Annotated in this window: 26 protein-coding genes and 2 tRNA genes; 8 read left to right on the top strand and 20 right to left on the bottom strand. The window is 34.4% G+C overall.

The window, feature by feature from the left end; genetic code table 11:
• Position 1 precedes the first annotated feature (1 nt).
• The 7 genes from A9G22_RS09600 to hemA all read right to left on the bottom strand — a co-directional run bounded on the left by A9G22_RS09600 (position 2) and on the right by hemA (position 5,328).
• Positions 2–1,075 carry an HlyD family secretion protein gene (locus tag A9G22_RS09600; RefSeq protein ID WP_065587331.1) on the bottom strand — a complete coding sequence of 358 codons (1,074 nt, stop codon included), beginning with the start codon at positions 1,073–1,075 and terminating at the stop codon, positions 2–4.
• Between the two features lie 730 nt (positions 1,076–1,805).
• Entirely contained in the window at positions 1,806–1,970 is a 165-nt protein-coding gene (locus tag A9G22_RS11425) for a hypothetical protein (protein WP_176700262.1), read from the bottom strand.
• A 140-nt stretch (positions 1,971–2,110) separates the two neighbouring features.
• Positions 2,111–2,338: a hypothetical protein gene (locus tag A9G22_RS09590; RefSeq protein WP_065587329.1), complete on the bottom strand. Its 228-nt coding sequence runs from the start codon at positions 2,336–2,338 to the stop codon at positions 2,111–2,113.
• Positions 2,339–3,222: 884 nt separating this feature from the next.
• Positions 3,223–3,309: transfer RNA gene (locus A9G22_RS09575), tRNA-Leu, on the bottom strand.
• Between the two features lie 99 nt (positions 3,310–3,408).
• Positions 3,409–3,651 carry a zinc ribbon domain-containing protein gene (locus tag A9G22_RS09570; RefSeq protein ID WP_065587326.1) on the bottom strand — a complete coding sequence of 81 codons (243 nt, stop codon included), beginning with the start codon at positions 3,649–3,651 and terminating at the stop codon, positions 3,409–3,411.
• 121 nt (positions 3,652–3,772) lie between these two features.
• Positions 3,773–4,021, bottom strand: a complete 249-nt coding sequence (locus tag A9G22_RS09565; protein ID WP_065587325.1) for a DUF1289 domain-containing protein — start codon at positions 4,019–4,021, stop codon at positions 3,773–3,775.
• A gap of 35 nt (positions 4,022–4,056) precedes the next feature.
• Positions 4,057–5,328, bottom strand: coding sequence for a glutamyl-tRNA reductase (hemA, locus tag A9G22_RS09560; RefSeq protein ID WP_065587324.1), 1,272 nt, complete (start codon positions 5,326–5,328; stop codon positions 4,057–4,059).
• A gap of 170 nt (positions 5,329–5,498) precedes the next feature.
• On the opposite strand from hemA, the gene lolB reads away from it, so the two are divergent.
• The 6 genes from lolB to A9G22_RS09530 all read left to right on the top strand — a co-directional run bounded on the left by lolB (position 5,499) and on the right by A9G22_RS09530 (position 11,585).
• On the top strand, positions 5,499–6,119 hold the full coding sequence (lolB, locus tag A9G22_RS09555; protein WP_065587323.1) for a lipoprotein insertase outer membrane protein LolB: 621 nt from the start codon (positions 5,499–5,501) through the stop codon (positions 6,117–6,119).
• 9 nt (positions 6,120–6,128) lie between these two features.
• Positions 6,129–6,971 carry a 4-(cytidine 5'-diphospho)-2-C-methyl-D-erythritol kinase gene (gene ispE / locus A9G22_RS09550; protein WP_065587322.1) on the top strand — a complete coding sequence of 281 codons (843 nt, stop codon included), beginning with the start codon at positions 6,129–6,131 and terminating at the stop codon, positions 6,969–6,971.
• 263 nt (positions 6,972–7,234) lie between these two features.
• Positions 7,235–8,308, top strand: a complete 1,074-nt coding sequence (locus tag A9G22_RS09545) for a bifunctional transcriptional activator/DNA repair enzyme AdaA (protein WP_065587321.1) — start codon at positions 7,235–7,237, stop codon at positions 8,306–8,308.
• Between the two features lie 229 nt (positions 8,309–8,537).
• The gene (gene apt, locus A9G22_RS09540; protein WP_065587320.1) at positions 8,538–9,089 is read left to right on the top strand and encodes an adenine phosphoribosyltransferase; all 552 of its coding nucleotides are present in this window, start codon (positions 8,538–8,540) and stop codon (positions 9,087–9,089) included.
• Positions 9,090–9,361: 272 nt separating this feature from the next.
• Complete coding sequence (gene ddaH / locus A9G22_RS09535; RefSeq protein ID WP_075508781.1) at positions 9,362–10,132, top strand: dimethylargininase; 771 nt, start codon at positions 9,362–9,364, stop codon at positions 10,130–10,132.
• A 52-nt stretch (positions 10,133–10,184) separates the two neighbouring features.
• Positions 10,185–11,585, top strand: a complete 1,401-nt coding sequence (locus A9G22_RS09530) for a basic amino acid/polyamine antiporter (protein ID WP_075508780.1) — start codon at positions 10,185–10,187, stop codon at positions 11,583–11,585.
• A gap of 231 nt (positions 11,586–11,816) precedes the next feature.
• On the opposite strand, the gene A9G22_RS09525 is transcribed toward A9G22_RS09530, so the two are convergent.
• The gene (locus A9G22_RS09525; RefSeq protein ID WP_075508779.1) at positions 11,817–12,563 is read right to left on the bottom strand and encodes a tRNA1(Val) (adenine(37)-N6)-methyltransferase; all 747 of its coding nucleotides are present in this window, start codon (positions 12,561–12,563) and stop codon (positions 11,817–11,819) included.
• A complete protein-coding gene (gene nfi / locus A9G22_RS09520; RefSeq protein WP_141670041.1) occupies positions 12,553–13,224 on the bottom strand; it encodes a deoxyribonuclease V in 672 nt (223 codons plus the stop codon). Before nfi ends, A9G22_RS09525 begins: the two co-directional genes overlap by 11 nt.
• Positions 13,225–13,278: 54 nt before the next feature.
• On the opposite strand from nfi, the gene A9G22_RS09515 reads away from it, so the two are divergent.
• Positions 13,279–13,860 carry an IMPACT family protein gene (locus A9G22_RS09515; RefSeq protein ID WP_075508778.1) on the top strand — a complete coding sequence of 194 codons (582 nt, stop codon included), beginning with the start codon at positions 13,279–13,281 and terminating at the stop codon, positions 13,858–13,860.
• Between the two features lie 554 nt (positions 13,861–14,414).
• Here A9G22_RS09515 and A9G22_RS09510 read toward each other — a convergent pair.
• From A9G22_RS09510 to A9G22_RS09470, 9 genes are all read right to left on the bottom strand, one after another.
• Positions 14,415–14,621, bottom strand: a complete 207-nt coding sequence (locus A9G22_RS09510; protein ID WP_065587315.1) for a hypothetical protein — start codon at positions 14,619–14,621, stop codon at positions 14,415–14,417.
• 426 nt (positions 14,622–15,047) lie between these two features.
• A complete protein-coding gene (hxlB, locus tag A9G22_RS09505) occupies positions 15,048–15,584 on the bottom strand; it encodes a 6-phospho-3-hexuloisomerase (protein WP_082264532.1) in 537 nt (178 codons plus the stop codon).
• 10 nt (positions 15,585–15,594) lie between these two features.
• Positions 15,595–16,245, bottom strand: coding sequence for a ribulose-phosphate 3-epimerase (locus A9G22_RS09500; protein ID WP_075508777.1), 651 nt, complete (start codon positions 16,243–16,245; stop codon positions 15,595–15,597).
• Between the two features lie 14 nt (positions 16,246–16,259).
• Positions 16,260–16,775 carry a YjbQ family protein gene (locus tag A9G22_RS09495; protein WP_065587313.1) on the bottom strand — a complete coding sequence of 172 codons (516 nt, stop codon included), beginning with the start codon at positions 16,773–16,775 and terminating at the stop codon, positions 16,260–16,262.
• A gap of 104 nt (positions 16,776–16,879) precedes the next feature.
• Entirely contained in the window at positions 16,880–17,164 is a 285-nt protein-coding gene (locus A9G22_RS09490) for a PTS sugar transporter subunit IIB (protein ID WP_075508776.1), read from the bottom strand.
• A gap of 13 nt (positions 17,165–17,177) precedes the next feature.
• A complete protein-coding gene (locus A9G22_RS09485) occupies positions 17,178–18,515 on the bottom strand; it encodes a PTS galactitol transporter subunit IIC (protein WP_075508775.1) in 1,338 nt (445 codons plus the stop codon).
• Between the two features lie 29 nt (positions 18,516–18,544).
• Positions 18,545–19,000 (bottom strand): PTS sugar transporter subunit IIA, encoded by a 456-nt coding sequence (locus A9G22_RS09480; RefSeq protein ID WP_065587310.1) that lies wholly within the window; start codon positions 18,998–19,000, stop codon positions 18,545–18,547.
• On the bottom strand, positions 18,990–20,966 hold the full coding sequence (locus A9G22_RS09475) for a BglG family transcription antiterminator (RefSeq protein WP_075508774.1): 1,977 nt from the start codon (positions 20,964–20,966) through the stop codon (positions 18,990–18,992). Before A9G22_RS09475 ends, A9G22_RS09480 begins: the two co-directional genes overlap by 11 nt.
• Positions 20,967–21,595: 629 nt before the next feature.
• Positions 21,596–21,672 (bottom strand) — tRNA-Ile (locus tag A9G22_RS09470).
• A 216-nt stretch (positions 21,673–21,888) separates the two neighbouring features.
• Between A9G22_RS09470 and A9G22_RS09465 the strand changes: the two genes are divergently transcribed.
• A complete protein-coding gene (locus A9G22_RS09465; protein ID WP_065587301.1) occupies positions 21,889–22,248 on the top strand; it encodes a DUF4156 domain-containing protein in 360 nt (119 codons plus the stop codon).
• Between the two features lie 75 nt (positions 22,249–22,323).
• Here A9G22_RS09465 and serC read toward each other — a convergent pair whose 3' ends face one another.
• Together serC and argH are read right to left on the bottom strand one after the other, a co-directional pair.
• Positions 22,324–23,409: a 3-phosphoserine/phosphohydroxythreonine transaminase gene (serC, locus tag A9G22_RS09460; RefSeq protein ID WP_075508773.1), complete on the bottom strand. Its 1,086-nt coding sequence runs from the start codon at positions 23,407–23,409 to the stop codon at positions 22,324–22,326.
• Positions 23,410–23,569: 160 nt separating this feature from the next.
• Entirely contained in the window at positions 23,570–24,943 is a 1,374-nt protein-coding gene (gene argH, locus A9G22_RS09455) for an argininosuccinate lyase (RefSeq protein ID WP_075508772.1), read from the bottom strand.
• Between the last annotated feature and the right edge of the window lie 56 nt (positions 24,944–24,999).

Genomic DNA, 24,999 nt, shown 5'->3' with positions numbered 1-24,999 from the left:
ATTATTCGGTTGGACATTTTGCAATATCAGATAAGCCAGCTGGCCATGGCATGTTAGGATCAAGTTTAACCCAAGCCACACCTGGTAAACCTGTTTTAACTTGAGTAATATAACATTTTAATAATTCAGGGCTTAATTGTGCTTTAACTCTAAACATTAATTTTTGACGTTCATCTTTTGTTTCAACGGTTTTGGGCGTAAATTGGGCAACGCTTGAAACAAACGAAATTTTAGCTAAAATCGCTTTATCAGGTAGTGCGTCTAAAATGAGCCTGACTTCATCACCAATAGCCACCTTACCCGCGACAGTTTCAGGTAAAAAGAAAGTTAAATAAACATCATACAGATTAACTAGATTTAGTACTTTACCGCCCGACGGTAAAACTTCGCCTAACTGAGCAATGCGATATTGAATACGGCCATCAACAGGCGCAATTAAAGTACTATCATCAATATCAGCTTGAATTTGTCTTATATTAGCACTAGCAACATTAATAGCTGCTTTAGCGCTATCAACACCTGCCTGAGCCACGGCAATTGCAGAATCAGCCGCTGTAACTTGAGATTTTGCTGAATCTAACGCAGCTTTAGCGCTATTAAATTTAGCGGTATCATCATCGAATTGTTGAATAGATATTGCGCCTTTATGATAAAGAGCGGTAGTTCGTTGTAAATGTTTAGATGCAATATCTAAATCGCTTTCTCGTTGACTCACACCGGCTTGAGCAGCAACTTTATCGCTCATTTTTAATTCAACTTGAGCTTGAGCGCTGATCTCATTACTGATTGCTTGCCCATATTGCGCCTGTGCTTCGTTTAATTGTGCCTGTAAAGTGTCAGTTTGCATAATGACTAGCGACTGACCAGCTTTAACAAAATCGCCTTCATCAACGTTAATTTTTTCAATTCTGCCAGCTAATTTAGTCGAAATATTGATCTCGGTCGCTTCAATGCGCCCATTGCCACTAATAAAACCTTTACCATAGCCTTCTGTTTTTAATTGTTGCCATAAAATAAACATGACGGCAACAATAACAACTGCAATAACAACCGATTTCCTGCTTATATTTTTCATATAACACCTTATTGTTTTAAAAGATTCATAATAAATCTTAACGAAATAACAACTCGTTATAGGCTAATTGATTGTATTGATTAAATAGTATCAAATGTTTATGAAAAATAAAATCTGTTCATAAAATAAACGCAATAAAAGCTAAAAATTTTAATTTAAGCAGGATGTTTTTATATTTTATTTATAGATTTGAAATTAATCACATCACTATATTATGCAATAAAGCTGGCATGCCCATTGCAAATTGATAAGCTATTTATGATAACAGACTTATTATTTTGTATTTTCAAATAATTTCTTAACAATATAAGGATGCAAAATAGCAACGGGTAACATATATAATTTTCCCCAGATATTGTGATTTTTAACTGATGCAATTAGCTATACTGTATTTTTATTTATGTCATTGCCTTTATCTATAACCCGAATACAAACACATACATCTAAATGGCAATCTTTTACAACTAAGTTTTCGAATTCAATATTTTGCATGCAATAGTATTTATCTCGATAAACTCAACCCAACTATATTTATCTTTATAATTGAGCTGATATTGTTTATCTACACAACAAATATCTAGCCTTGTTTCATAAATGGTACATAATTTTGTTTGATGGTCATAATAACGACATACCCCATTACCACTATCCAGAAATTGTGTTTCTTGCGAGCGATTAACATTGCAACAACAAGCTCCACATTGATAACAAGGAAATGGAGGCAAATTGCTCATAGTGATTTTATCCATGAATACACTGATTCTAAATTGCCAGCTTCAAATGGTAATTTAATGCCGCGGCGTTTTACTTCTTCTTTTAACAGAAAGCTGCGTTCTAGTTCATTATTGGTTGTGGTAAGATGCAATGTAAACGACGCTAATTGTTGTGTATCCATATTGAACTCTAGCCTTGCCAATTCTTTTAAATAATTATCTAATTCAGCATTTACAGCTCTAAAAAAATCGAGTGTTCTTTCGTATTTATCCTTAAATTTATCTAAAAATGCCCAAATCTTTTGAGGAAGAGCCCCTCTATCTAGATAGTGGTTAAAATACCAGTAGCTAGTGCGCTACAAAATGCAGATAACTCAGTGCCAAATGGAAAAGCAAATAATTGTGAACAGATACTATAAATAGCAGTACCACAAACAACGGAAATTCCAGCACTAATAATTTTACTTACTTCTTTAACTAATTGACCTAAAGGCAATGAATTAGGGTTGAAAAAGATTAATTTTATAGCTACCGTTATATGCCCCCACATTTCCCCCGAATCATTTTTCCAAGCATTTTTTGCGTAGTGAAAAATATATTAGTAACAGTAGTGGTTACACTCGATAATGCACCATTAAGAGCGACATCTTTAGCAAACTTACTGCTAGTATAATAGGCTATATTGACAGTTCTCTCGTATTTAGCCCGTGCTTTTTTGTCTATTTCAAGCATTTTATTAAAGTTTGCTTTTTCTTTATTTTCTAACTTTTCTAATGATTTTTTTTCTTGATCTGTTAACGATTTTTTCTGTGACTGTTTTAGCAGAACAGTTTAGTATTTCAGCTAAATCTGATTGATAATGCGGTTTATTATCTGATAGCAAAATGTGATACATTTTCAACAGTTTTTGTCCGGCACTAACATTTGAATCTTTCTTCCTACCCATCATCTATTTCCCTATTATAACCCTTTCCCAAAATAGAAACATTGCGTTATTTTTAATCAGTTAATTCTTATAAAGTAATATAATTTTTCGTAAATATAGTATTAACTAAATTCACAAATAGAACTTTATGCTTTATCTGAACAAAAATCCGATGGCTTTTACACCCACGCGTTATATTTTAATTATGCGTTAAATTATCAAATTGTTTTTCCAATCTACGGAACAAGAAATAAAAAAGAATTATTATTTTTATTTAATTATTAATGAATAGAGGAACATTGTCATATCGATATTTTCGATCAATCAATGCTTATTGATCGTTTATTTAGATCAATGATTACGCTATCACGTTCAGTTTTGTGATCGATTTGGGTCAATTGGAATTGATTTTGGTAGAATCAGTTAACAGCTAAATATTGTAGAATCCTGCCTTGATGAGATTTTGGACATAAAAAAACCAGCTTTTAGCTGGTGCTTTTTTTGGGAATTGGTGCCAGTGGTCGGACTCGAACCGACACGCTTTTAAGGGCGGCGGATTTTGAATCCGCTGCGTCTACCAATTTCGCCACACTGGCATTACACGTGTAAATAAGTAAACGTTAAGCATTATACTTAGCTTTGTAATATCTGCAACAAGTATTATCGCAAAGTGCTTTATATGCCTAAAAAACAAGCTACCATCTAGATTTCCATGCGGGTAATTTTTTAAGGATGATATAAGCTGTTTGCTTAGCTATTGCCTTATCAATATTGTGATTTTTAGCATATTGTAATGTGACTTCATGCCATTTTTCGTCAAATGTTTTCATTGTGCCATCTTTATGAGCACAATGTTTACAATAGCTTTTAGACATATCAAGCAATGGATAATCAGCAATAACCGTCATTGGCATGCCGCAAGCAATACACATTTTCATATTCTAAATTCCAATAAAATTTAAAAAGGTGACTCAATAATTGCCATCTTTATATGTATAAAAAATCCTACTCTTAGTTAAACAAGATTACAATATACAATTAAAAATAGATAAGTAGATTTCAGAAATTAAGATCAAATTGTGAAGTGGTTGGATTTAATTGTGGTTGTTGTTGTGATAATAGATAACGGCGCCTTAACGCCCGCTGTTTGCATAAACGTAAAACTTCTCGCTTTTGGCTATCACTCAAGGTTAACCATTTAAATCTCTCTTCTCTTGAGCGATAACAGGTAATACAATAGCCTTTTTTATCAGTTTCGCAAACCCGTTTACAAGGGCTTGAGATATCAAAAAGTTCAATCTGCTCCAATTATTTCTCAACTTTTAGGTAAAGTTACACGTTGACTAATGTTCTTTTAAACCCAAACCTTTACTAAGCACTTTAAAACAGTCAGCACAATCATGTGTAGCTGCATGAAATAGTGTTTGAGTCGGTGCGTGGATTAATTTATTAGTTAAACGATGGGAAAACTCAGTAAAAACATCGTCAATATTAGCGCCTTGCTTAATAGCATTTAAGGCTTTTATTTCTAATTCACGCTTAATACTTTCCGCATTACGACGATACTGCTTAACATAAGCAACTGCATGTCTTGTCTTAAGCCAATCAATGAAAAGTTCAGCTTGCTCTTGAATAAGATATTGTGCTTCTTTAGCGGCAATAGCGCGTTGCTCTAAATTATTTTCAACCGTTTTGTGTAAATCATCAATAGTATAAAGATGCACATTCTCCAGCTGATTAACCTCTTCCTCGACATCGCGGGGAACAGCTAAATCAATAAATAGCATCTTGCAATAATTTCTAGCACGTAAGGTGCGTTCAACCATACCTTTACCTATGATAGGTAAAGGGCTCGCTGTTGAACTAATCACAATATCAACATCTTTAAGTCGATTAGCAATATCCGGCAATGAAATGATTTCTGCATCGATACCAGCCGCAAGTTTTAATGCCTTTTCACGGGTACGATTGGCAATAATCACTTGATTAAATCCATGCGGTTTTAAGTAGCGCGAGATAAGCTCTATCGTTTCCCCTGCTCCGACAAGCATAATGTTTAAACTAGAAGTATCAACAAAAAGATGACGAGCAACTAAACAAGCGGCATAAGCGACAGATGCCGTATTAGCACCTATATTGGTTTCACTGCGGACAACTTTTGCCACATGAAATACTGTTTGAAATAATTTTTTTAGTTGGACAGATAAACAGTTTTGTTTTTGCGCAAAACTATATGCCTGCTTAACTTGCCCAAGAATTTGTGGCTCACCAATAATCATAGAGTCCAAACCGCTAGCCACAGACATCAAATGTTCAACGGCTTGTTGACCGTCATACCAATAAAGTGAATTTCGGTATAACTCAATATCAATATGATGAAATTGCCCTAACCAATTTTCAACTGATTGTTTTAATCTTAGGTCATCGGTTTGATGTTCATAACTCAGATAAATTTCTGTTCGATTACAAGTAGACAAAATCACGCACCCTTCAACCAAAGGATGTTGGTATAAGCTATATAGCGCTTTATCAACAATCTCAGTAGGAAAAGCAAGCCTTTCCCTTAAAGCGACTGGCGCAGATTTATGATTAACACCAAAAATTATAATTGACATTGCAGTACTTCTTTTTTTAAAAGTTATATTAAATATATACTATTTTGTTAAACGTGCTTAAGCCTATATTATACATAAAAAACACTAAAGGTTCTTTTTCTTATTTAGACGATTATCAGTTATAATACTGCTATCATTGGCACATACACTATCAATTAAAGAGTTATTTCATGTCTAAAATTAAATATGCTTTTATTGTCATGCTATCTTTATTTATCACAGCTTGCCAAGCAACAAAATCTCAAAGTACCGCTTCAATTGAACAACAATGGCAAGTTCATCAACAAAATCTAAAACAAATAAACGCTTTTCAAGTGAAAGGTAGTATCGCTTATATAAGTGATAAATCGCGTAGTTATGGACGATTTTTAATAACTCAACAATCAACCGATAATTATCAAGTCAAATTGACCACCCCCGTCGGTACCAATATTCTAACCTTAAAAGCCGAGCCTAATTCTGCTCAATTGATTGATAGACATGGTGGAAGTTACCAAGATGCCAATGTTGAAAATCTCATGAAAAAAATATCTAACGTAAATATCCCACTGAATTCGTTACACAATTGGCTAAAAGGATTTTCAGACAATATCTATACTGACAAATTAGACAATTTTGGACGATTAGTTTCAACCGTATTTATGCAAAACAATAATAAATGGACATTAAAAATTCCAAGTTACGCAACTTATACCTATAAAAATCAAAAGATTGATTTGCCTGCTACAATCGAACTTATGCATGATGACAAAGTTGTTCGATTAAAAATTAGTGACTGGATTTTACGATAACGGAAAATAGTGATGAAACAGTGGTTATCACCTGCTAAATTAAATTTATTTTTATATATTACTGGTCGTCGTGCTGACAAGTATCATAATTTACAAACGTTGTTTCAATTTATTGATTATTGTGACACTGTAACGTTTAGCGTGCGTAAAGATAATAAAATTAACTTATTAACCGATTTTGCAAACATACCGACTAATAAAAACTTAATGGTTATTGCTGCTGAACAATTAAAAACTTATACCAATCGCAATAATTTAGGTGTGGATATCACAATTGATAAAAAGATCCCAATGGGGGGGGGATTGGGCGGCGCATCGTCCAATGCAGCAACAGTATTAGTGGCACTTAATCAGTTATGGCAACTTAACTTATCAACTGAAACATTAATGAACATAGGACGAAAAATTGGTGCCGATGTCCCTATTTTTATTTATGGACACGCTGCTTTTGCCGAAGGAATTGGTGATCAATTTCAGCCTGTAGATATACCAGAATATTGGTACCTAGTTACTTACCCTAATATTGAAATATCTACAGTTAAAATTTTTAATGATCCTGAACTAACTCGTGACACACCGGTCCAAAACATCACTGATTTGCTTTCATTGCCGTTTAACGAATTGAAAAACGATTGTGAAAGCGTTGTTCGAAAACGTTACCCTAAAGTAGACAGTATCATTGCTTATCTTTCACAATATGGTGTTACCCGGTTAACTGGGACCGGTGCATGTGTTTTTACACAATGTGAATCAAAACAGCAAGCATTAACCATTCAAGACAAACTTAAAACACTCTCAATCCATAGTGTTGTGGCTAAATCATTAAACTCTTCACCTTTATACGCAAATTAAAAAAAACCTAATCAAAAAATATTATTAATATGGTTAAGGTTTTTTATAAATAATGCCAATGTTTAAATATTCAATAAACTCCATTTGTGCCACGCGCTAATCTTGCGATCATCAATAATATTTAAGCCCAAATCAGACTAAACAACAAAATAAAAAATAGTTGTCTTTTTTTCGGTTGCAACGTTTCGTGTTTATTTAATATGCTAACCGGATTGCTGATCACTCAGTTATTAAATTAACTAAAATTGAGACCTTTAAAAATTATGCTTATTACCAATGTCGACAAAATAAAACAATACTATCAAGCTTTACTAGTAAAGGATCAGCACTATATTGGGGTATTCTACGCTGGCGTCAAAACAACATCGATATTTTGTATTGCAACTTGCCGAGCAAAAAAACCAAAATTTGAAAATGTAGAATTTTTTAGCACTTTTAAAGAAGCCCTTGATGCAGGATATCGCCCTTGTAAAATTTGTAAACCAACTGAAAACGCAAATGAAGCACCGCCAGAAGTCGTTAAAGCTATCGCATTAATTACACAAAATTCCAAAACAAAAATATCGGATACACGATTAAAAGAACATCAAATAAGTCCCGAAACAGTTAGACGTTGGTTCAAAAAACACTATGGTATCACTTTCCAATCCTACCAAAGAATGTATCGAATTAATCATGCCTTTCAAGAGCTTAAAGTCGGCAAAAATGTCATCAATACCGCTTATGATACAGGGTATGAATCTTTAAGTGGCTTTGGATATACCTATAAAAAAATCACCAAAAATGCCCCATTAATGAGCATTAACCAAGACATTATCCTAATTAATCGCTTAACAACACCATTAGGCCCTATGTTTATATGTTCCACTAATCAAGGGATCTGCTTATTAGAATTTGTCGACAGACGAATGTTAGAAACCGAATTCGAACAGTTGCAAAGACAGTTAAAATTGCAGATAATTTTTGGAGATAACAAACATATAAAACAAGCCAAAGAAGAACTTAGTGAGTACTTTCAAGGAAAAAGACAACATTTTAATGTCAATTTGCATACCCCTGGAACGGATTTTCAGCAAACCGTTTGGGACTGTTTAAAACAAATCCCCTATGGAAAACTAACTACTTATAAAGCACAAGCAGAAAACATCAATAATCCACATGCTATACGTGCAGTTGCAAACGCAAATGGGTGTAATCGAGTCGCAATTATCATACCTTGTCACCGGGTTATTGGATCAAATGGTGAATTAATGGGGTATGGCGGAGGATTAGAAAGAAAACGCTGGTTAATTGAACATGAAAAGAATCACTCAAATCAAAATAAAATGCTTTTGTAAAAAACTGTAAAAAACTGTAAAAAACATAAAGTGTTTAAAAAGTATTTTTTACGACATGGTATTATTTATAATATTAATTACTATAAAGGCTAATGACACTAACATATTAACTTACAAGAATTGCTGGTTTTCAGTATGATATTACGGTTTCTTTATTGCAACTAAAAAGTTTGCAGGTATATAATGAAAAATTAGCAACTCTTATAGAAAAGACTTAGAGAGCATTTAAATGAATCAGTTACAAGAAAAACTTGCATTAATTAAAGACAGCATTCTTACCATTCCCAATTACCCAAAAGAAGGGGTTTTGTTTCGTGATATCACCAGTTTACTTGCTGATCCTATTGCATTTAAAACTACTGTTGAATTATTAATTGAACATTATCGTAATAAAAAAATTGACAAAGTAGTAGGCACAGAAGCTCGAGGCTTTATTTTTGCAGCACCAATTGCGCTCGCATTGGGTGTAGGTTTTATTCCTGTTCGTAAACCTAATAAATTACCTCGTCACGTATTTAAAGAAGAATATCAACTTGAGTACGGTACAGACACATTAGAAATTCACACAGATGCCATTAAACCGGGTGAACGAGTATTAATTATTGATGATTTACTTGCTACTGGTGGAACGATCGCCGCAACAGCTAATTTAATTCGTAAAGCTGGTGGTATTGCCGAAAATGCCGCATTTGTGATCAACTTACCCGATTTAGGTGGCAAATCCAAGTTAACGGATATGGGGATTGATTGCTTTACTTTAGTTAATTTTGACGGCGAATAATGATTATTATTAAGGGCACGCTTGGTGCCCTTTTTTCATTTTAAGTACCTTTAATTTGTTTTCCTTTCTAAAATAAAACCAGTAAATTATTTTCATTGCATACAAAAAATAGATATGTACTCCTCACTTCATCTAAATTCAGATGTATTAATCAAAATAACAAATCAATAAAAACTCACTAAAACGAATAAAAACACATTTTCTAGCTTGATAAAGCCTCAAATGTGAATTATTATTCACCAATAAAGCATAATTATTTAAAAGGAAATAAAATGAAAAAATTTAACCATATTATTGCAAGAACCCCCGCTAAATCACTTATTAACGGTTTAACGTCAGCTAACTTGGGTAAACCTGATTATCAAAAAGCCTTAGATCAACATAACAATTATATTCGTGCATTACAGCAGTGCGATGTTGATATCACCATTTTACCCGCCGATGAACGTTTTCCTGATTCAGTCTTTGTTGAAGATGCCGTACTTTGCACGCCATATTGTGCCATTATTACAAGACCTGGAGCCGAAAGCCGCAGGGGAGAAACTGAAATTATCGCTGACACCATCGAAAGATTTTATCCAAATAAAGTGGAAAGAATTAACGCACCAGGTACAGTTGAAGCGGGCGATATAATGATGGTTGAAAACCACTACTACATTGGCTTATCGGCTCGAACCAATCAAGCTGGCGCAAACCAAATGATAGCTATTTTAGAAAAGTATGGATTAACCGGTTCAGTGGTTAAGCTCGAAAAAGTGTTACATCTAAAAACAGGTCTAGCTTATTTAGAGAATAACAACTTATTAGCAACAGGCGAATTTATTACTAAACCCGAATTTCAACACCTTAATATTATTGAAATCCCTGAGCAAGAAAGTTATGCAGCTAACTGTATATGGGTTAATGACCGCGTTATTATGCCAGCAGGCTATCCAATAACAAAAGGCAAAATCGCAGAGCTTGGTTACCAAATTATCGAAGTGGATACCTCTGAATATCAAAAAATAGATGGCGGCGTAAGTTGCATGTCGTTACGTTTTTAATCGATCGATATTAAATATTAATTATATTAAACCGCATAAATAAGACAACAAGATGAATACACCTGTTAGAAAAAAACTCGGCATTCTGCCGCTCACACTGTTGGTGGTTGGCAGTATTGTCGGAAGTGGAATTTTTAGTCTCCCACAAAACATGGCCGAAGGGTCAGGGACTGGGGGGATTTTAATTGCATGGACAATAACCCTTTTAGGGATGTTCATGCTAACACGGATATTTCAGTATTTATCGATCCGATTTTACAAAATCAATGATGGATTATACGGCTATGTACGAGAAGGTTTTGGCGATTATATCGGCTTTAATGCAGCATGGGGATACTGGATATCCGCATGGATGTCGTGTACTAGCTACTTAGTTATTTTATTTAGCGCATTAGGCTCTTTTGATTGCTTGAGATTCTTTGGTCATGGCACCACATTACCCGCGGTTATTGCGGCCATTTTATTGTTATGGATAGTACATTATTTTGTATTGAATGGAATATATCGCGCCTTTTTATTAAATTGTATAGTGACATTAGCTAAAATTGTGCCCATCGGTTTGTTTATTGTTTGTGTTAGCCTCGCCTTTAAAATCTCGACATTTAAGATCGACTTTTGGGGCACACCGCAATTAGGATCAATTATTGAGCAAGTTGAAAACACCATGCTTTATACCGTTTGGGTCTATTTAGGAATTGAAAGCGCAACGATTTATGCCACGAGAGCCAAAAATATCATCAGTATTAGCCGTGCTACCTTTTTTGGCTTTGCCATTACCAGCTTATTGCTTGTTTGCGTATCTGTGTTATCGCTTGGCATTGTACCGCAACAAGAACTGGCGCAAATGAAAAACCCATCAATGGCCTTAGTCATTGAACGTGTCATTGGTAACTGGGGTGCAACCTTGATCAACTTCGGCTTAATCGTGTCGGTCAGTGGCGGATTATTATCATGGCTAATGCTAGCCGCTGAAATGCTATTTTTAAGCGGTCAAGGCAAACAACACACGGTGCCGAGTTGCTTTGGTAAACTCAACAAAGCAGGCACGCCTTCCAACGCATTATGGTTAACAACAAGCTTAATAACGGTATTAATTATCCTTGCTCATTTCTATCAATCGGGCTACAACACCTTAATCCAGTTATCAACCTCAATGGTGCTGATCCCCTACTTGCTTTCGGCGCTTTTTGTTTTCAAATTAGCTATTCAACAAGGCAAAGTTTATTTAATTATGATTGGCGCTTTAGGATCGATTTATGGAGTATGGTTGATTTATGCTGGTGGTACAACTTATTTATTACTTTCCATGATACTCTATAGTGTGGGACTAGGTTTTTACCTCTATGCTAGAAAGGAACGATCTTTACCAGCATTTAGTTACTTACACGACAAAGTTTATGCTATTGCAATTATCCTATTAGCTATCATCGCTATTTTATACTTCTTGATCTGATCACATAGTTTAGTCGAGGCTTTTTAACAATCTCCAAAAGCCTCATATGAGCAAAAAATACGAATATATAAAAGGAATGCAAGCGGCTTAAATAATAAGTTATATTTGTATATAACATTACTTTTATGCTTTAACTTGTGTGAATGAAAATTTCTTTTTATCAAGATTTATTACTTACTATCAAATAACTTAGAGTCACTATGAAATTAAAAATAAATAAGAATCTAAACGTTATTTTCGAAACAGATAAAAATCAGCTAATAACGTTCTAAATGCTTGAGAGTAGCGCCCATCATTATCTCGCATACACAATTGCTGCTGATCAACCTTATTAGGTTGGATAAATGAAAAAACCATCAACGACAATGAAAAACCTTTTTCTGCACTATATCTAACATTCATCAATTGGTGTAAATATAACTGGTTAGATTCACATAATAACCTAAACTGATTGGATAAATGATAAGGTAAAACTAAACAAAATTGACCTACGGGGCTTAATAAACGCTTAACCGTGTCAATAAGCTGTTGAAAGTTTAAACTTTCGGTATAGCGTGCTAATTGCCTTTGAGGATTACGGCAATCAACGGCGGATTCAAAATAAGGGGGATTGGTCACAATCAAATCATAGCCCACGGCATGACTTGGCTCAAATTGATTAATGTCGATATTAATCGCGTTAACTGTAGTAAACCCAGCTTGCTGGCTATTTTGCTGACATTGTGTCACTGCCTGCACATCAATATCAATCGCATCAATTTGACAGCGATTATCTTCTAATCGCTGAGCTAACATCAACGCAATTACGCCACAACCACAGCCAATATCCAGTATTTTTTGCGGAACAGAACAAATTGGCGCCCATGCGCCTAGCAAACAACTATCGGTTGTTACCTTCATTGGACTTTTGTCATGCCCAACAAAAAAACGTTTAAAGGTAAAACCACCTTTTTTTAATGGTAATAGATTATTTTGCATGGATAAACTTCTTAAACAAAGGTTTATTTGATGCAATCGCATCAGCCCAGCGCGTTGGTTCAGGCAAGCGATAGCCACACAAGCATAAATTAACCCATTTTAAAGCGCTATCTTGGCTGACTCGGTGACCGGCCGAAATAAATAAAGGATTGCAATTATTTTTACTACATAGCACCCAACCAATCTGTTTTTGCTTATCTTGCAACGGCGTGACACTACCCGCTTGTTTTGGCAATGGTTCATACTGACCACACAACTTTTTTTTAGCTACACCAATCGTTGGCATATCTAGCAACAAACCTAAATGACTTGCAATACCTAAACGCCGAGGGTGAGCAACGCCTTGTCCATCAACGAACAATAAATCGGGTTTCTGTGTTACCTGCTGCCATGCCTCGATCAGTGCTGGATACTCACGAAAAGATAAATAACCAGGAATATAAGGAAACTGTGTTTTTATTCGAGCAATATGGTATTCAACAACCTTAAAATCAGGATAAGTAAGAACAACCATTGCAGCTCTCGTCACATGACCATCATCTTCAAAGCCTACATCGGTTCCACCAATAAATTTAATCGACTGACAAAACGTATCAGTTAATATCACTTTCTTAGCTAACATCTGTTGTGTTTGCTTTAATTGTTCTAAATTAATAGACATTTTGATTCTGTTCAGTATTATTATCCACAATAAATTGATTTTACCAGAATTAGCATGCCATATACATTAGCAAATCCCGTTGAACTAACAGAAGAAATAAAAAAAAGCCGCTTTATTGTCAATGCTGCGCCAGTTACATCAGCCGAACAAGCCACCGACTTTATTAACCAAATCAGTGATCCCAACGCTACTCACAACTGCTGGGCATGGAAGATTGGACAACAATATCGATTTAACGACGATGGCGAACCCACTAGCACTGCCGGTCGCCCTATTCTTTCAGCCATTGAAGGGCAAGATTGCGATCAAGTGGTTGTGGTGGTAACTCGCTACTTTGGCGGAATAAAACTGGGCACTGGCGGGTTAATGCGTGCTTATGGTGGTTCGGCTAGCCATTGCTTGCAACAAGCAGAGCGTATCGAACTTATTGCCCGCATGACACTACAATTTCACTGTTATTATAACGAATGGCCAATTATCGAAAATCGCCTAAAAGAACTTGATGCCATTATTGAAAATCAAGAGTTTGATGCTGAAGGTGTCAACGTCACGACAGGCATCACACAAGATAAATCCCAATTACTGCAAAAAAATATCAGCGACATCACCCGTGGACGCGTTATTATTGAGTTATAAAGAACCTGGGGAAATTGGTAAAAAATTCAATATGATATTTACCTTTGTGATATAAATCAAAATGATAAATCAAAATTTTGGGGGGTGAATAGTTTATTGCCAAGTTTATACAACAATTGGCCAATTATGGGTTAGTCAATATCACCTTTCTATCTCATTTGGGTGTAACGTTTCCCCCTAAAGCAACACAATTCCAAAATAAAAAATTGTCTATCATTAATTTAAATCCTATTTTTTTTGATTTTGCGCGATTTTTTGTGGTTGCTCTATGACGTAAAAAGAAGAAAAAATGCTTAAAAAGGCAGTCCAGTACTTTGCCAATCAGAGGTAACAAAGTGCGATTTCTCAAAAAACAAGATGATTTTAGAGATCTAAAACTTCAATCGATATTTGTTTTCGTTTTTCTGATGTTAATAGTGTGGATTTTCTCAGCATGGGAAACAACCTTTATTTACACACCGTACAAATCAAAGAACTCGCAAACAAGCGAGTTCTTTACCAACAATCTGAGGTAACCTAATTGTTTACCTTTTAATAGTATTAACTCACTAATATTACTTTTTATCTGGATGAGGATCTTTAACAGAATCACCTTGTCCCGACATAATATACCAACCATTTTTGCTATGGGGTTTTTTATTCTGATCAGGGCAAGGCGGTAACGATTTCTTACTTTGGTTTGAATACTGATATCCACAATCGGCACACTTATAAGTGCCAGCCGAAACATCACTACCATATGGAGCAAATTTTTGTACCATTATAAGTTCCTCCCAAGTTAAATTAATGATAAGCCCAATGCTTATCACTGTTATATATAAACGCTGATTTAGGAAAAAGCAAGTATAGTTTTTAAACTAATAATCGATAAAACAACTAATTTAGATGATATAAAAAATCGTCAGGTAGCGTATTGATTTTATTCATTTTTATTAATTAAAATAAATCAACTAGTTATATTTTATATGCGAGTCGGTTTTGTTTTTTAATGAAAGTCTGAAATTTTTGTCAAAAAGTTTCAGATAACTCTGTATTAGTGTATAAAAGTTAATTTTATTATTGGATTTGAGTTGTTAAGCTTTCCAACGATAATATAGAGTAACAATGGACTAAGCTGCTATAAAAAAATTGTACGTTTTTATAAAAATAACAAATATATCATTAATTTTATTTATAAAACGCAAAAATCACTCAATATTCGCATGCCGACACTTCATGACCTCTGGAGTCTGTTGTAAGCTATCCATCAAACTATAAATAAGACTGTCATAAGTCAGTAATGAGAGTTGCTCAAATGTGCTACCCATTGGTTGGTTTAACTTATCAACTTTTATGGGAATAATAACCATATTATCGGCTAATTTTGCTAAGGTCGAGGTGTTGTGTGTGGTGAATAATATGACTTTGACGTCCAAGTCTTTTGCCTGCTGTGCATAGGCAATTAAGCTTTTGGTTTCGCCTGAATTAGAGCCTAAAATCAGTAAATCGCCTTTATTGGCTTTGGGTTTACTAATTTCGGTAATTAAACTGACCTTTAAACCTAAATGCATTAACCGATTAGCAAAAGCGCTTATCATTAACCCTGAGCGTCCTACTCCCGCTAAAAATAGATGGTTTGCACCAATAATCGCATTTTTAAATTCGTGCAGTTGTTCTTCGTTGATTGTGTCTATTTGTGCCGCTATTTCAGTTAATATATTACTTAATATTGTTTTCATACTCATTGCACTTTCCTTAATTAATTGCTTCTTTTAATTTTTCAATATTGTTTGCGATATCATTATTTTTAAAGATAAATCCACCCGAAACAATATTATTAGCCCCTGCTTTTACGCATAGTGATAGAGTTTTATCAGTAATATTTCCGTCGACTTGAATGTCATAAGAATAATTATTTTTTTGCCGTTCTAAGCTCAGTTGTTCAATTTTTTGTAATGTGAAAGGCAAAAAAGTTTCATTTTTTTGTCCGGGATTAACGGTCATAACAAGGACTAGATCAACAAGCGGCAATAGCATTTTAATTTGTTCAATAGGTGTGCTTGGGTTGATTGCTAGACCGACTTTTATATTATTGTTTTTTATTTTATTGATGATAAACGAATGATGAACCGTTGCTTCATAATGAAAAGTGATAATATCGGGTTTAGCTTCAATAAAATCGAAAATTGATAATTCAGGTTTTTCAATCATTAGATGGCAATCTAAAATAAAATGGGCATGCGATTTCAAATTTGATACAAAGTCACTATTAAAACCTAAATTTGGTACATAGTGATTATCCATTACATCAATATGTAAATGCGTAATACCTAGTGAATCAAGCGTATCTAACGTTTCTTTGATCAAATAAAGATCTGAATTAAACAATGATGGAGACAAAATCATGGTTATCACCTTTATTAGCAGCCCATCAGCATAAAATTAACATTACGGATTCGTTCTCGTAATCTATCCCAGTCAACAAAATAAATTCGCCCTAGTTCGCCCATAAGTGGTTTGCCATCCTTGATGATTAATACTAATGAAAAACTACCAAATAGAGATGATTTAATATGAGCATCGGTATTGAGCATGACCCATTTTTCAGCAGGATAATTGGGATCATTTAAGCTTAAACCAAACTCAATATGCTTTGGCCCTGGACTGTTATATTGATTTTCGCTGGTCATTTTAGGGACTATTTTTTCTAAAATATTATTGATATCAACCTGCAATAACTCATCACCAAAAAAGTTAGTATCATGCATGCATTCATCAAAAAAAAGTGAACATGTCGTATGCGTTGTGGCGATGGTGAGTTGACCATTTTGGATATTTGATTGCTCAATAAAATGGCTTAACTCATCGGTGATATTATGATATGAGTGCCGTCCAGCAACAGTTTGGATTGTTATGGCGTGATGATAAATGTTCATATTGGTATTATCCTTATGTATGTGTCCCATTTACTTTTTTAATGTTTGACTAAATTGCGCAGCAAATGGGACGTTGTTTATACACCTGATTTAATGACGTAGTACTAGATCGCCAAACGTTTTTTTAGTTCAGCAAAAAACTCATTTAATCCAACGCCAGTTAACAAAGGTAACCCATTGATGACTTTATCTTTGATTGAATCTGGCACAATAGTGGTACTGACAACTACATCATATGAATCGATTTTACTTAATTCATCAGCTATTTTTGATTGATAAATTTTTACCTTTCCTGCCAATTTTTCATCATTTAGCCATTTAGTCACTTTACTAACAGCAATAGTTGATGTTGCATGCCCTGCACCACACATAATAAGTAATTTTTTCATCATAATGTTCCTTTTAGTACATTTCGATTTTTTTGATTTTATTGATATAAATTAGTGAGCATAAAATGACTAGCGCTAAACCTATCAATCCGATATAACCAAGATAGTTTAATAACAACACAAATAAGGTGACTGGCCATAAGCCACATAAAATAACTGTGACAATGCCCGCTGTGCCCACATCATAGTTAGCTAAATGGAATACCTCAGTAATAACCGGCGCTAGCCAAGTTGCCATATATAGGCAAATCACTAAATAAATTGTGCCACCAATAATTGAACGAACGATATTTCCATTGAAAAATGGCACCATCAAGCAGATACCAAAAGCATAGAAGGCTAAATCACCAAAAGGTAATACTTTATTACCCGGTAAAATTAAGGCTAATAATAATGAGACCGGAACCATAATTAATGCCGTTGCCATAACAGCGGGATGTCCAACTGTTAATGCGGCATCCATACCAATATTAACTTGTTTGCCATTGAGTTTTTTGCTGGTAAATTCACGAGCAGCTTCAGCAACTGGTAGCAAACCTTCCATAAACATGGCAACCATTTTGGGCATTATTTTCATAATTGCCGCGGTTGAAATTGCTAGCTTACCAATTTGCGGCACATCATAGCCGGCTAAAATCCCCACAACTAAACCAATAATTAAACCAATAACGACCGTATCACCAAAAATACCAAATCTTTTGGTTAGTGTTTCTGAATCGGTATTTAATTGATTAACCCCAGGAATGCGATCAAAGAGCCAATTTAAAGGAATGGCCACAACAGCGCCCGATAGGGCCATTAAGTGAGTAATTGAAATACCCGGATAGCCAAAAAATGAACTGATTGGTTTTTGTAGTAAATCAGCCAAGAACCATTGCAACATAACCGCAGTAATGCACCCAATAATGCCAACCCAGTATAATCCTGTAACTGAATATGCCACTAAGCCTAAAAATATCGCAAACCAGAAATTCCAAATATCAACATTTAAGGTGCGCGTCCAACCGAGTGAAATAAAGATAAAATTAATTATCAACGAGATAGGGATAAGCAGTAATCCCAATGTAGTTGAAAACGCCAATGGACCTCCCACACCACATCCAATATCCATGATACTTAATGATGTGCCATATTGTTCACCCATTCTTTGGATAGCAACACCTAACGTATCGGACAATAAAGCGATCACTAAACCTAAACCAACAATACCGGTACCAACAGTAATACCAGACATAATCGCTTTGGAAAATGGAACCTTAAAAACCAAGGCGATAATAAATATGATGATCGGTAAAAACACTACCCCACCTAAATTTATGAGCCATTGAAAGATGTTAATCACACTATCCATTTTAGAACTCCTTTAAAAAAGTTAATTTTTTATTTAATGCCTGCTTGATTTAAAATTGCGATAAATTCAGTCATTGAACTACACTGTTCTAATTGTTTTATTGCTTGTTCGTTTTGAAATAAATCGATCAAGTTTTGTAAATTTTCAACTTGTTCATGAGGTTGTTTCATGGCAAGCATAAAGATAAATTTGACCGGAATTTTTTCACTGTCATCAGTCATTCCGTTAAAAGTGACGGGTTGTTTTAATGATGCAAAACAAATTTGTGATTGATTAACTTTTGATGAATCCGTATGTGGCAAAGCAAACCCAACAGAATTAACCAATAGACCCGTTGGATATTGTTGTTCTCTTTGTAAAATGCCGTCTAAAAAATCTTGCGTAACTATTCCATTGCTAAATAACATTTGTGCCATTAGCGTCAGAATTTGTTCTTGATTTGATGCCTCGATATTCAAAAGGCATAACTGTTTATCAAAATACATTTTTGGTTCCTTTTTGATTATTTAAAAATGATTTTAGTTGTGTAAAACGAGTGATATTTTTTAACGCTGATATTGCGTGTTTGTTCGAAACAATTTCGTAAATTTCGGTAAATACTTCATTGATACTATTGATGTTATTTTCAGAAAGGCTAACCATAATAATTACGCTAACATCAATAACACCCCATTTGATGGGTTTGCGTAATGTCATAATGGATATACTGGATTTCGTCACAAACATGGGGGACCCATGCGGTAAGGCAATGCCGTTTTCGATAGCGGTGTCACCTATTTCTTCGCGATGTAAAACAGAATCACGGTAGTGATAAGTGACATAACCTTTATCTTCAAGCCGATGTATTAATTGATTAAGACATTCATTTTTATTATCAATATCGACATTTAATTGAATAAGATCAGCAACAACAAATTTTGCCGTGGCTGGATAACAATTTGTTTTATCATAAAAATCAGACTGCTTATTTAACACATAATTGGCATAAGCCTGAATAATATTTTGATAGTCATTGGTATTTAATAATGAGGAAATTTTAACAACTGGTTTATTCAGATTATTGATATCAAGTGTAGTAATAAATAAATCAACATTACTAAGATTGGTCGATGCCAATTTCGAAACTGAATAAACTTCAATATTATCTTTAGAAGGTAATATTTTTCGAACTTTATTAAGTGTTAAATTCGATGAAGAACAACCATATTGACAAATAATCACAATATTATTAGCATCAGCTGCTTTATCTAACGCAATTTGAAAATGAATCAATAAAAATGAGATTTCGTGATCGTTTAAGCGAATATCAAATTTACGTTCTAAATCGGAAAGTGCATACCACAATACGCTAAATAATTTTGAATATTCGTGTTTTATTTCTTTTAGTATAGGATTCATAATACGTATTTGTTTTTGCAAACGGGTAATCATGGGTGGAAAGTGAGATAACAATGAATGGAACAATTTGCTATCTTTCGATAAATCGACTCCTTCAATTTCGCCAATTTTTTTTATAATTTTGCAGATGATTTGTTCATAAAAACTATCATCAACTTTTACCGATTCATCAATGATTCGATGAGCAAAAAATAGCTTACTTAAATATTTAATATCATTAGTTGAAAAATTGATTTTAAAGGTAACTTCGAGTTGTTTAGCAAGATCTGATGCAATTAAATACGATTGCATATAACGGATATGGTTAAATAAAAAATCATCTTCTTCATCAATAGGATAACCGAGTATTAATCGTTTTAACTGTATTGCAATCGATATCAATAACGATGATAAATAATATTCTGACGATTGCTGAACGATTGATTCGTAGTGTGCAAATAATAATTGGCTAATTTGCGTAAAAGAATCATTGTCCATCAATGATTTCATTAATTGATTTAGATAATAACTATCTTGTTTATGAATATATAACAATAAAAAGTGCTTAATTGCGCGCTGAATTTGGTTTTCTTTACCCTCTACAACAATGGCTTTGTGCGTAATATTTAGTAAGACATTTTCAGAGAATAATGAACGGTTAATAAACTCAATATCTTTATGAAGTGATGTTTTACTAACAATATAATCATCAGAGAGCTGTTCTAACGAAACGCTTTCTTGATTTAGCAAACAACGTTTTACAATATCTAATCGGCGATATTGTGGCGTTAATCGACGTGAGTTTTTATTAAAATAGCCATGGCTATTGTTTTGCTCTAGATAACCAATTATCGAATCAATATCGTCTTTATTTCCCATCAGTATTAAACCTTTACGGGGAGATTTTTCGATATAAATATCGTTATTGGGGACGGTTAATAGCTGATCATTTAACTTTTCAATGTCAAAATAAATGGTTTTGGTCGAAATGGATAATTTTGAACTAAAATAGGCAGCAGGTTTAAATTCGGATTCATTAAAAAGTAGTTTCAGTAATTGTATCTGTCTTTCCATTACCAAACTCCTTTTGTCAGTTTTATCGTAATACATTCATAACTTTATGCTTTAAAGTATAATGAGTTCAACAAATTAAGACGATGACATTTTTTTCCAGATTAATCTGGAAAAAAATGTCATTAAGAAAAACTGAAAAAATCCCTGATTGATGATAAGACCTCATGAGGCATTAAATAACATGACACCGATTGAGTATAAAACACTAAAACAAGTAGCATAATTTTCTACGTTAGTTGTGTACTAAGTTAGGGGTATTTACATGGATTACACTAATGAGCTACTCTTGAATTTTTAACTATATAAATACATGTAATTAAAACGCCATAGCTTAACACTTGTTGGCATTATTAATAAAAAAGACCTTTTCCATCAGATAATTGATATTATTTCAATTTGGTGTTTAGATGACTGAATTTGCTTATCAGTTAATGGTTTTACTATCCTAGCCATATATCACCTCAGTTTTAGTAATACGCCGTTTATGACATATGATTTATATTACTAAAATTGGTAATAGCAGCCAAATTAACACGAGCAATAATGAATAATAAGCGTACTTTGTTTTATATAGTTTAATGATTTTATTTATTAAAATGAAAAGTGGTGAAAAGAGATAAAACATTTAATGGTGGCCCCTACTGGACTTGAACCAGTGACCAATCGATTATGAGTCGACTGCTCTGACCAACTGAGCTAAGGGGCCTTTTGTATGTGCTACTGAGTTAGTAGGATTATGATTATAATAGAGTTGAATCAAATTTGCTATAGTTAATTAATAAAATAGGTTGGTTTGATTATTTATTAAACTGCAATTTATTGGATTTTATTCAGATCGAATTACTGATATTTTTTGTTTAATTAAACTGATACAATAATTTGGTTTATTATTGTTCGTTATTTTATTGGTTGAGGGAATGTTATGTCTATTAAAAAATTATTATTTATTGGTGTTACGATGTTTGCAACCTTGTTTTTAGGTGCTTGTAGTGGCTCTAAATATCAACCGACTTCTGCTGGTAGTCAAGTTCAGTTTATGGATACTAAGCCTGCGGCTTCTTGTCAATTATTGGGTAAAGCAGAAGGACGTCGTAGTAGTTTCTTTTCTGGCCTTAAAACTCATAGCGAGCTAATTCGCGATGCAGCTTCTGAGCTGATGAATAAGGCTGCTGCAATGGGGGGGAATGTGATTTATAACGCACAAGATGCTTCTATGCAATATATTTCGGATATAGCGCCAACAGATGCTGTTATGGTTGGTGATGTTTATAGTTGTAAATAAAGCTAGTTAAATAAGAAAGGGAGCTTTGCCTCCCTTTCTTATTGGTATTAATGAATTATAATATCTTGAATTAATTTAACCATTTTGTTTTTCAAATTGCTGCATAAAGTCAATTAAATAATTCACTCCTTCTTGATCCATCGCATTATAAATGGATGCACGCATTCCACCTGCAATACGGTGACCTTTGATGCCAATAATGTTAGCTTGAGTTGCTTCGCTTACAAATTTTTTATCTAGTTCTTCATTTGGCGACAAGAAAGTGACATTCATAATTGATCGATTCGCTGTTGCGACAGCATTTCGATAAAAATCGGATTGATCGATAAATTGGTATAGTAATTGCGCTTTGGCTTGGTTTCGTTGCTGCATTGCTTTTAGTCCGCCAAGGCTTTTTATCCATTTAAACACTAAGCCCGACATATACCATGCAAATGTAGGAGGCGTGTTAAACATGGAATCGTTGTCTAATAAAATTTTGTAATCTAATACTGATGGTAGTATTTTTTGCGCATAACCAATAAGATCTTCACGCACAATAACAATGGTAATGCCTGATGGACCAATATTTTTTTGTGCACCGGCATAAATAATGCCATATCTGCATACATCAATAGGTTGCGATAATATGCATGATGATAAGTCAGCAACCACGGTTTTATTGCCAAAGTTGGGCTCTTCAAAGATTTGAACTCCATCGATTGTTTCGTTTGGGCAATAGTGTACATAGGCGGCATTATCATTTAATTGCCATTCTGACATAGGTTTGATAGCTGTTATTCCATATTCTTTGATAACAACATTTTGTTCATTAATTTGGCAATATTTGCTAGCTTCTTTAGCTGCGCATTGGCTCCAATAACCGCTGTTAATATAGTCTGCACTGGTTTTGTTACCTAAGATGTTTAATGGAACTGCGGCAAATTGTGCTCTGGCACCACCTTGGCAATAAAGGATTTTGTAATTATTAGGGATGTTTAAAATTTCACGCAGGTCGTTAGAGGCTTCAATAGCACATGCATCAAAATCTTTACCTCTATGGCTTAATTCCATAACCGATGCACCTGTATTACGCCAATTTAATAATTCAGTTTGCACTTGCTTTAATACATCAGCAGGCAATTTTGCAGGACCTGCACTAAAGTTATAACTTTTATTCATTGCGATTCACTTTAATCCATTCAAAAAAGTATTCTATTTTTACACTGTATGGACAGATATACAATCAGATTTTTTGTAAAAAAGTTTCAGAAAACCATGTGTTTTAGTATAAAAACACCGGCGAATGCCGGCATGGTTGTAATTAGATTGATGTAAGTGATTATGAAAGTTGTTGCTTAGCAACTTCAATCGCCGATTTTACCTGCTGTAATGCAACGCCGCCTTTCGCACAGCGTTTAGCTAAGCATGATTCTAATGATAATATTGAATAGACATCACTATTGATAACAGGGCTGAATTTTTGTAGTTCGGCAAGTGAGAGTTCTTCGAGTGCTTTTTGCTTTGCTATCGCATCAACAACGGCTTCGCCAACAATGTGGTGAGCTTCGCGGAATGGTATGCCTTTGGCAACTAAATAATCAGCAAGTTCAGTTGCATTAGAATAGCCTTGTTTGGCGGCTTCTTGGCAGTTTGTATAGTTAATTTTGATATCTTCTAACACTAGTGTGGCCATATCTAAACATTCTTGCCAAGTGTCGAGCGCATCAAATAGGTGTTCTTTGTCTTCTTGTAGATCTTTATTATAAGCAAGCGGTAAACCTTTGATAGTCATGAGTGTTCCCATTAGAGCCCCCGTAACCCGCCCTACTTTGCCACGAATCAGTTCTAATGCATCAGGATTCTTTTTTTGTGGCATGAGTGAAGATCCTGAAGTCACACGATCTGATAGTTCAACAAAATTGGCTTCGCCACTGTTGAAAATAATAAGATCTTCAGCAAAACGCGATAGGTGTATCATGCCTATTGAGGCGTTATTTAATAATTCAACAATATGATCACGATCAGACACCGAATCTAAACTATTATTCGTTGCTTGAGTAAACCCTAACCAATGCGCCAATTGCTCACGATCCATTGGATAGGCGGTTCCAGCTAATGCACCTGAGCCTAATGGGCTAACGTCTAAGCGTTTTAGTGTATCTTGTAAGCGATTGACATCACGACTTAGCATTTCAAAATAGGCTAAGCACCAGTGTGCAAAGGTGATTGGTTGAGCACGTTGCAAGTGGGTGTAACCGGGCATAATGGCATGTTGATGCTGTTCGGCAGCTATAACCAGAGATTGTTGCAAGTGATTAATCGCACTAATTAAGTAAGGGATTTGATCTTTACACCATAGTTTTAAATCGGTCGTTGATTGGTCGTTACGGCTTCGCCCTGTATGTAATTTTTTACCTAAGTCGCCAATTTTTTCGATCAGTTTTTGTTCGACCCAACTGTGTATATCTTCGGTATCACTTTGTAAAATCTGTTTGGGATCTTGTTTAACCGAAATTAGTAATTCATTTAAGGCTTTTTCTAATTTTTTTTGTTCATCATAAGATATAACGTTAACCGTCACCAATGCTTTTGACCAGGCAATTGAAGCCATGATATCTTGCTCTGCAAGACGATAGTCAAAGCGCAATGAATCATTAAAATGCTTAAATCGTTGATCTGCCGCTTGACTAAAACGTCCACCCCATAATGCCATAATTACCTCAATATTATCTTCAATAATTGCTTAAATAATTTAAATTTTATCAAGAA

Source organism: Gilliamella sp. App2-1, from assembly GCF_001690255.1.
Classification (GTDB): domain Bacteria; phylum Pseudomonadota; class Gammaproteobacteria; order Enterobacterales; family Orbaceae; genus Gilliamella; species Gilliamella apicola_G.
The sequence above is the reverse complement of the archived record's forward strand: the minus strand, read 5'-3'. Positions and strand labels throughout refer to the sequence as shown.

Coding starts and splice junctions, on each gene's coding strand:
- A9G22_RS09600 (WP_065587331.1), bottom strand. CDS start 1,075: ATGAAAAATATAAGCAGGAAATCGGTTGTTATTGCAGTTGTTATTGTT.
- A9G22_RS11425 (WP_176700262.1), bottom strand. CDS start 1,970: ATGGATACACAACAATTAGCGTCGTTTACATTGCATCTTACCACAACC.
- A9G22_RS09590 (WP_065587329.1), bottom strand. CDS start 2,338: ATGTGGGGGCATATAACGGTAGCTATAAAATTAATCTTTTTCAACCCT.
- A9G22_RS09570 (WP_065587326.1), bottom strand. CDS start 3,651: ATGAAAATGTGTATTGCTTGCGGCATGCCAATGACGGTTATTGCTGAT.
- hemA (WP_065587324.1), bottom strand. CDS start 5,328: ATGTCAATTATAATTTTTGGTGTTAATCATAAATCTGCGCCAGTCGCT.
- lolB (WP_065587323.1), top strand. CDS start 5,499: ATGTCTAAAATTAAATATGCTTTTATTGTCATGCTATCTTTATTTATC.
- A9G22_RS09545 (WP_065587321.1), top strand. CDS start 7,235: ATGCTTATTACCAATGTCGACAAAATAAAACAATACTATCAAGCTTTA.
- apt (WP_065587320.1), top strand. CDS start 8,538: ATGAATCAGTTACAAGAAAAACTTGCATTAATTAAAGACAGCATTCTT.
- ddaH (WP_075508781.1), top strand. CDS start 9,362: ATGAAAAAATTTAACCATATTATTGCAAGAACCCCCGCTAAATCACTT.
- A9G22_RS09530 (WP_075508780.1), top strand. CDS start 10,185: ATGAATACACCTGTTAGAAAAAAACTCGGCATTCTGCCGCTCACACTG.
- A9G22_RS09525 (WP_075508779.1), bottom strand. CDS start 12,563: ATGCAAAATAATCTATTACCATTAAAAAAAGGTGGTTTTACCTTTAAA.
- nfi (WP_141670041.1), bottom strand. CDS start 13,224: ATGTCTATTAATTTAGAACAATTAAAGCAAACACAACAGATGTTAGCT.
- A9G22_RS09515 (WP_075508778.1), top strand. CDS start 13,279: ATGCCATATACATTAGCAAATCCCGTTGAACTAACAGAAGAAATAAAA.
- A9G22_RS09510 (WP_065587315.1), bottom strand. CDS start 14,621: ATGGTACAAAAATTTGCTCCATATGGTAGTGATGTTTCGGCTGGCACT.
- hxlB (WP_082264532.1), bottom strand. CDS start 15,584: ATGAGTATGAAAACAATATTAAGTAATATATTAACTGAAATAGCGGCA.
- A9G22_RS09500 (WP_075508777.1), bottom strand. CDS start 16,245: ATGATTTTGTCTCCATCATTGTTTAATTCAGATCTTTATTTGATCAAA.
- A9G22_RS09495 (WP_065587313.1), bottom strand. CDS start 16,775: ATGAACATTTATCATCACGCCATAACAATCCAAACTGTTGCTGGACGG.
- A9G22_RS09490 (WP_075508776.1), bottom strand. CDS start 17,164: ATGAAAAAATTACTTATTATGTGTGGTGCAGGGCATGCAACATCAACT.
- A9G22_RS09485 (WP_075508775.1), bottom strand. CDS start 18,515: ATGGATAGTGTGATTAACATCTTTCAATGGCTCATAAATTTAGGTGGG.
- A9G22_RS09480 (WP_065587310.1), bottom strand. CDS start 19,000: ATGTATTTTGATAAACAGTTATGCCTTTTGAATATCGAGGCATCAAAT.
- A9G22_RS09475 (WP_075508774.1), bottom strand. CDS start 20,966: ATGGAAAGACAGATACAATTACTGAAACTACTTTTTAATGAATCCGAA.
- A9G22_RS09465 (WP_065587301.1), top strand. CDS start 21,889: ATGTCTATTAAAAAATTATTATTTATTGGTGTTACGATGTTTGCAACC.
- serC (WP_075508773.1), bottom strand. CDS start 23,409: ATGAATAAAAGTTATAACTTTAGTGCAGGTCCTGCAAAATTGCCTGCT.
- argH (WP_075508772.1), bottom strand. CDS start 24,943: ATGGCATTATGGGGTGGACGTTTTAGTCAAGCGGCAGATCAACGATTT.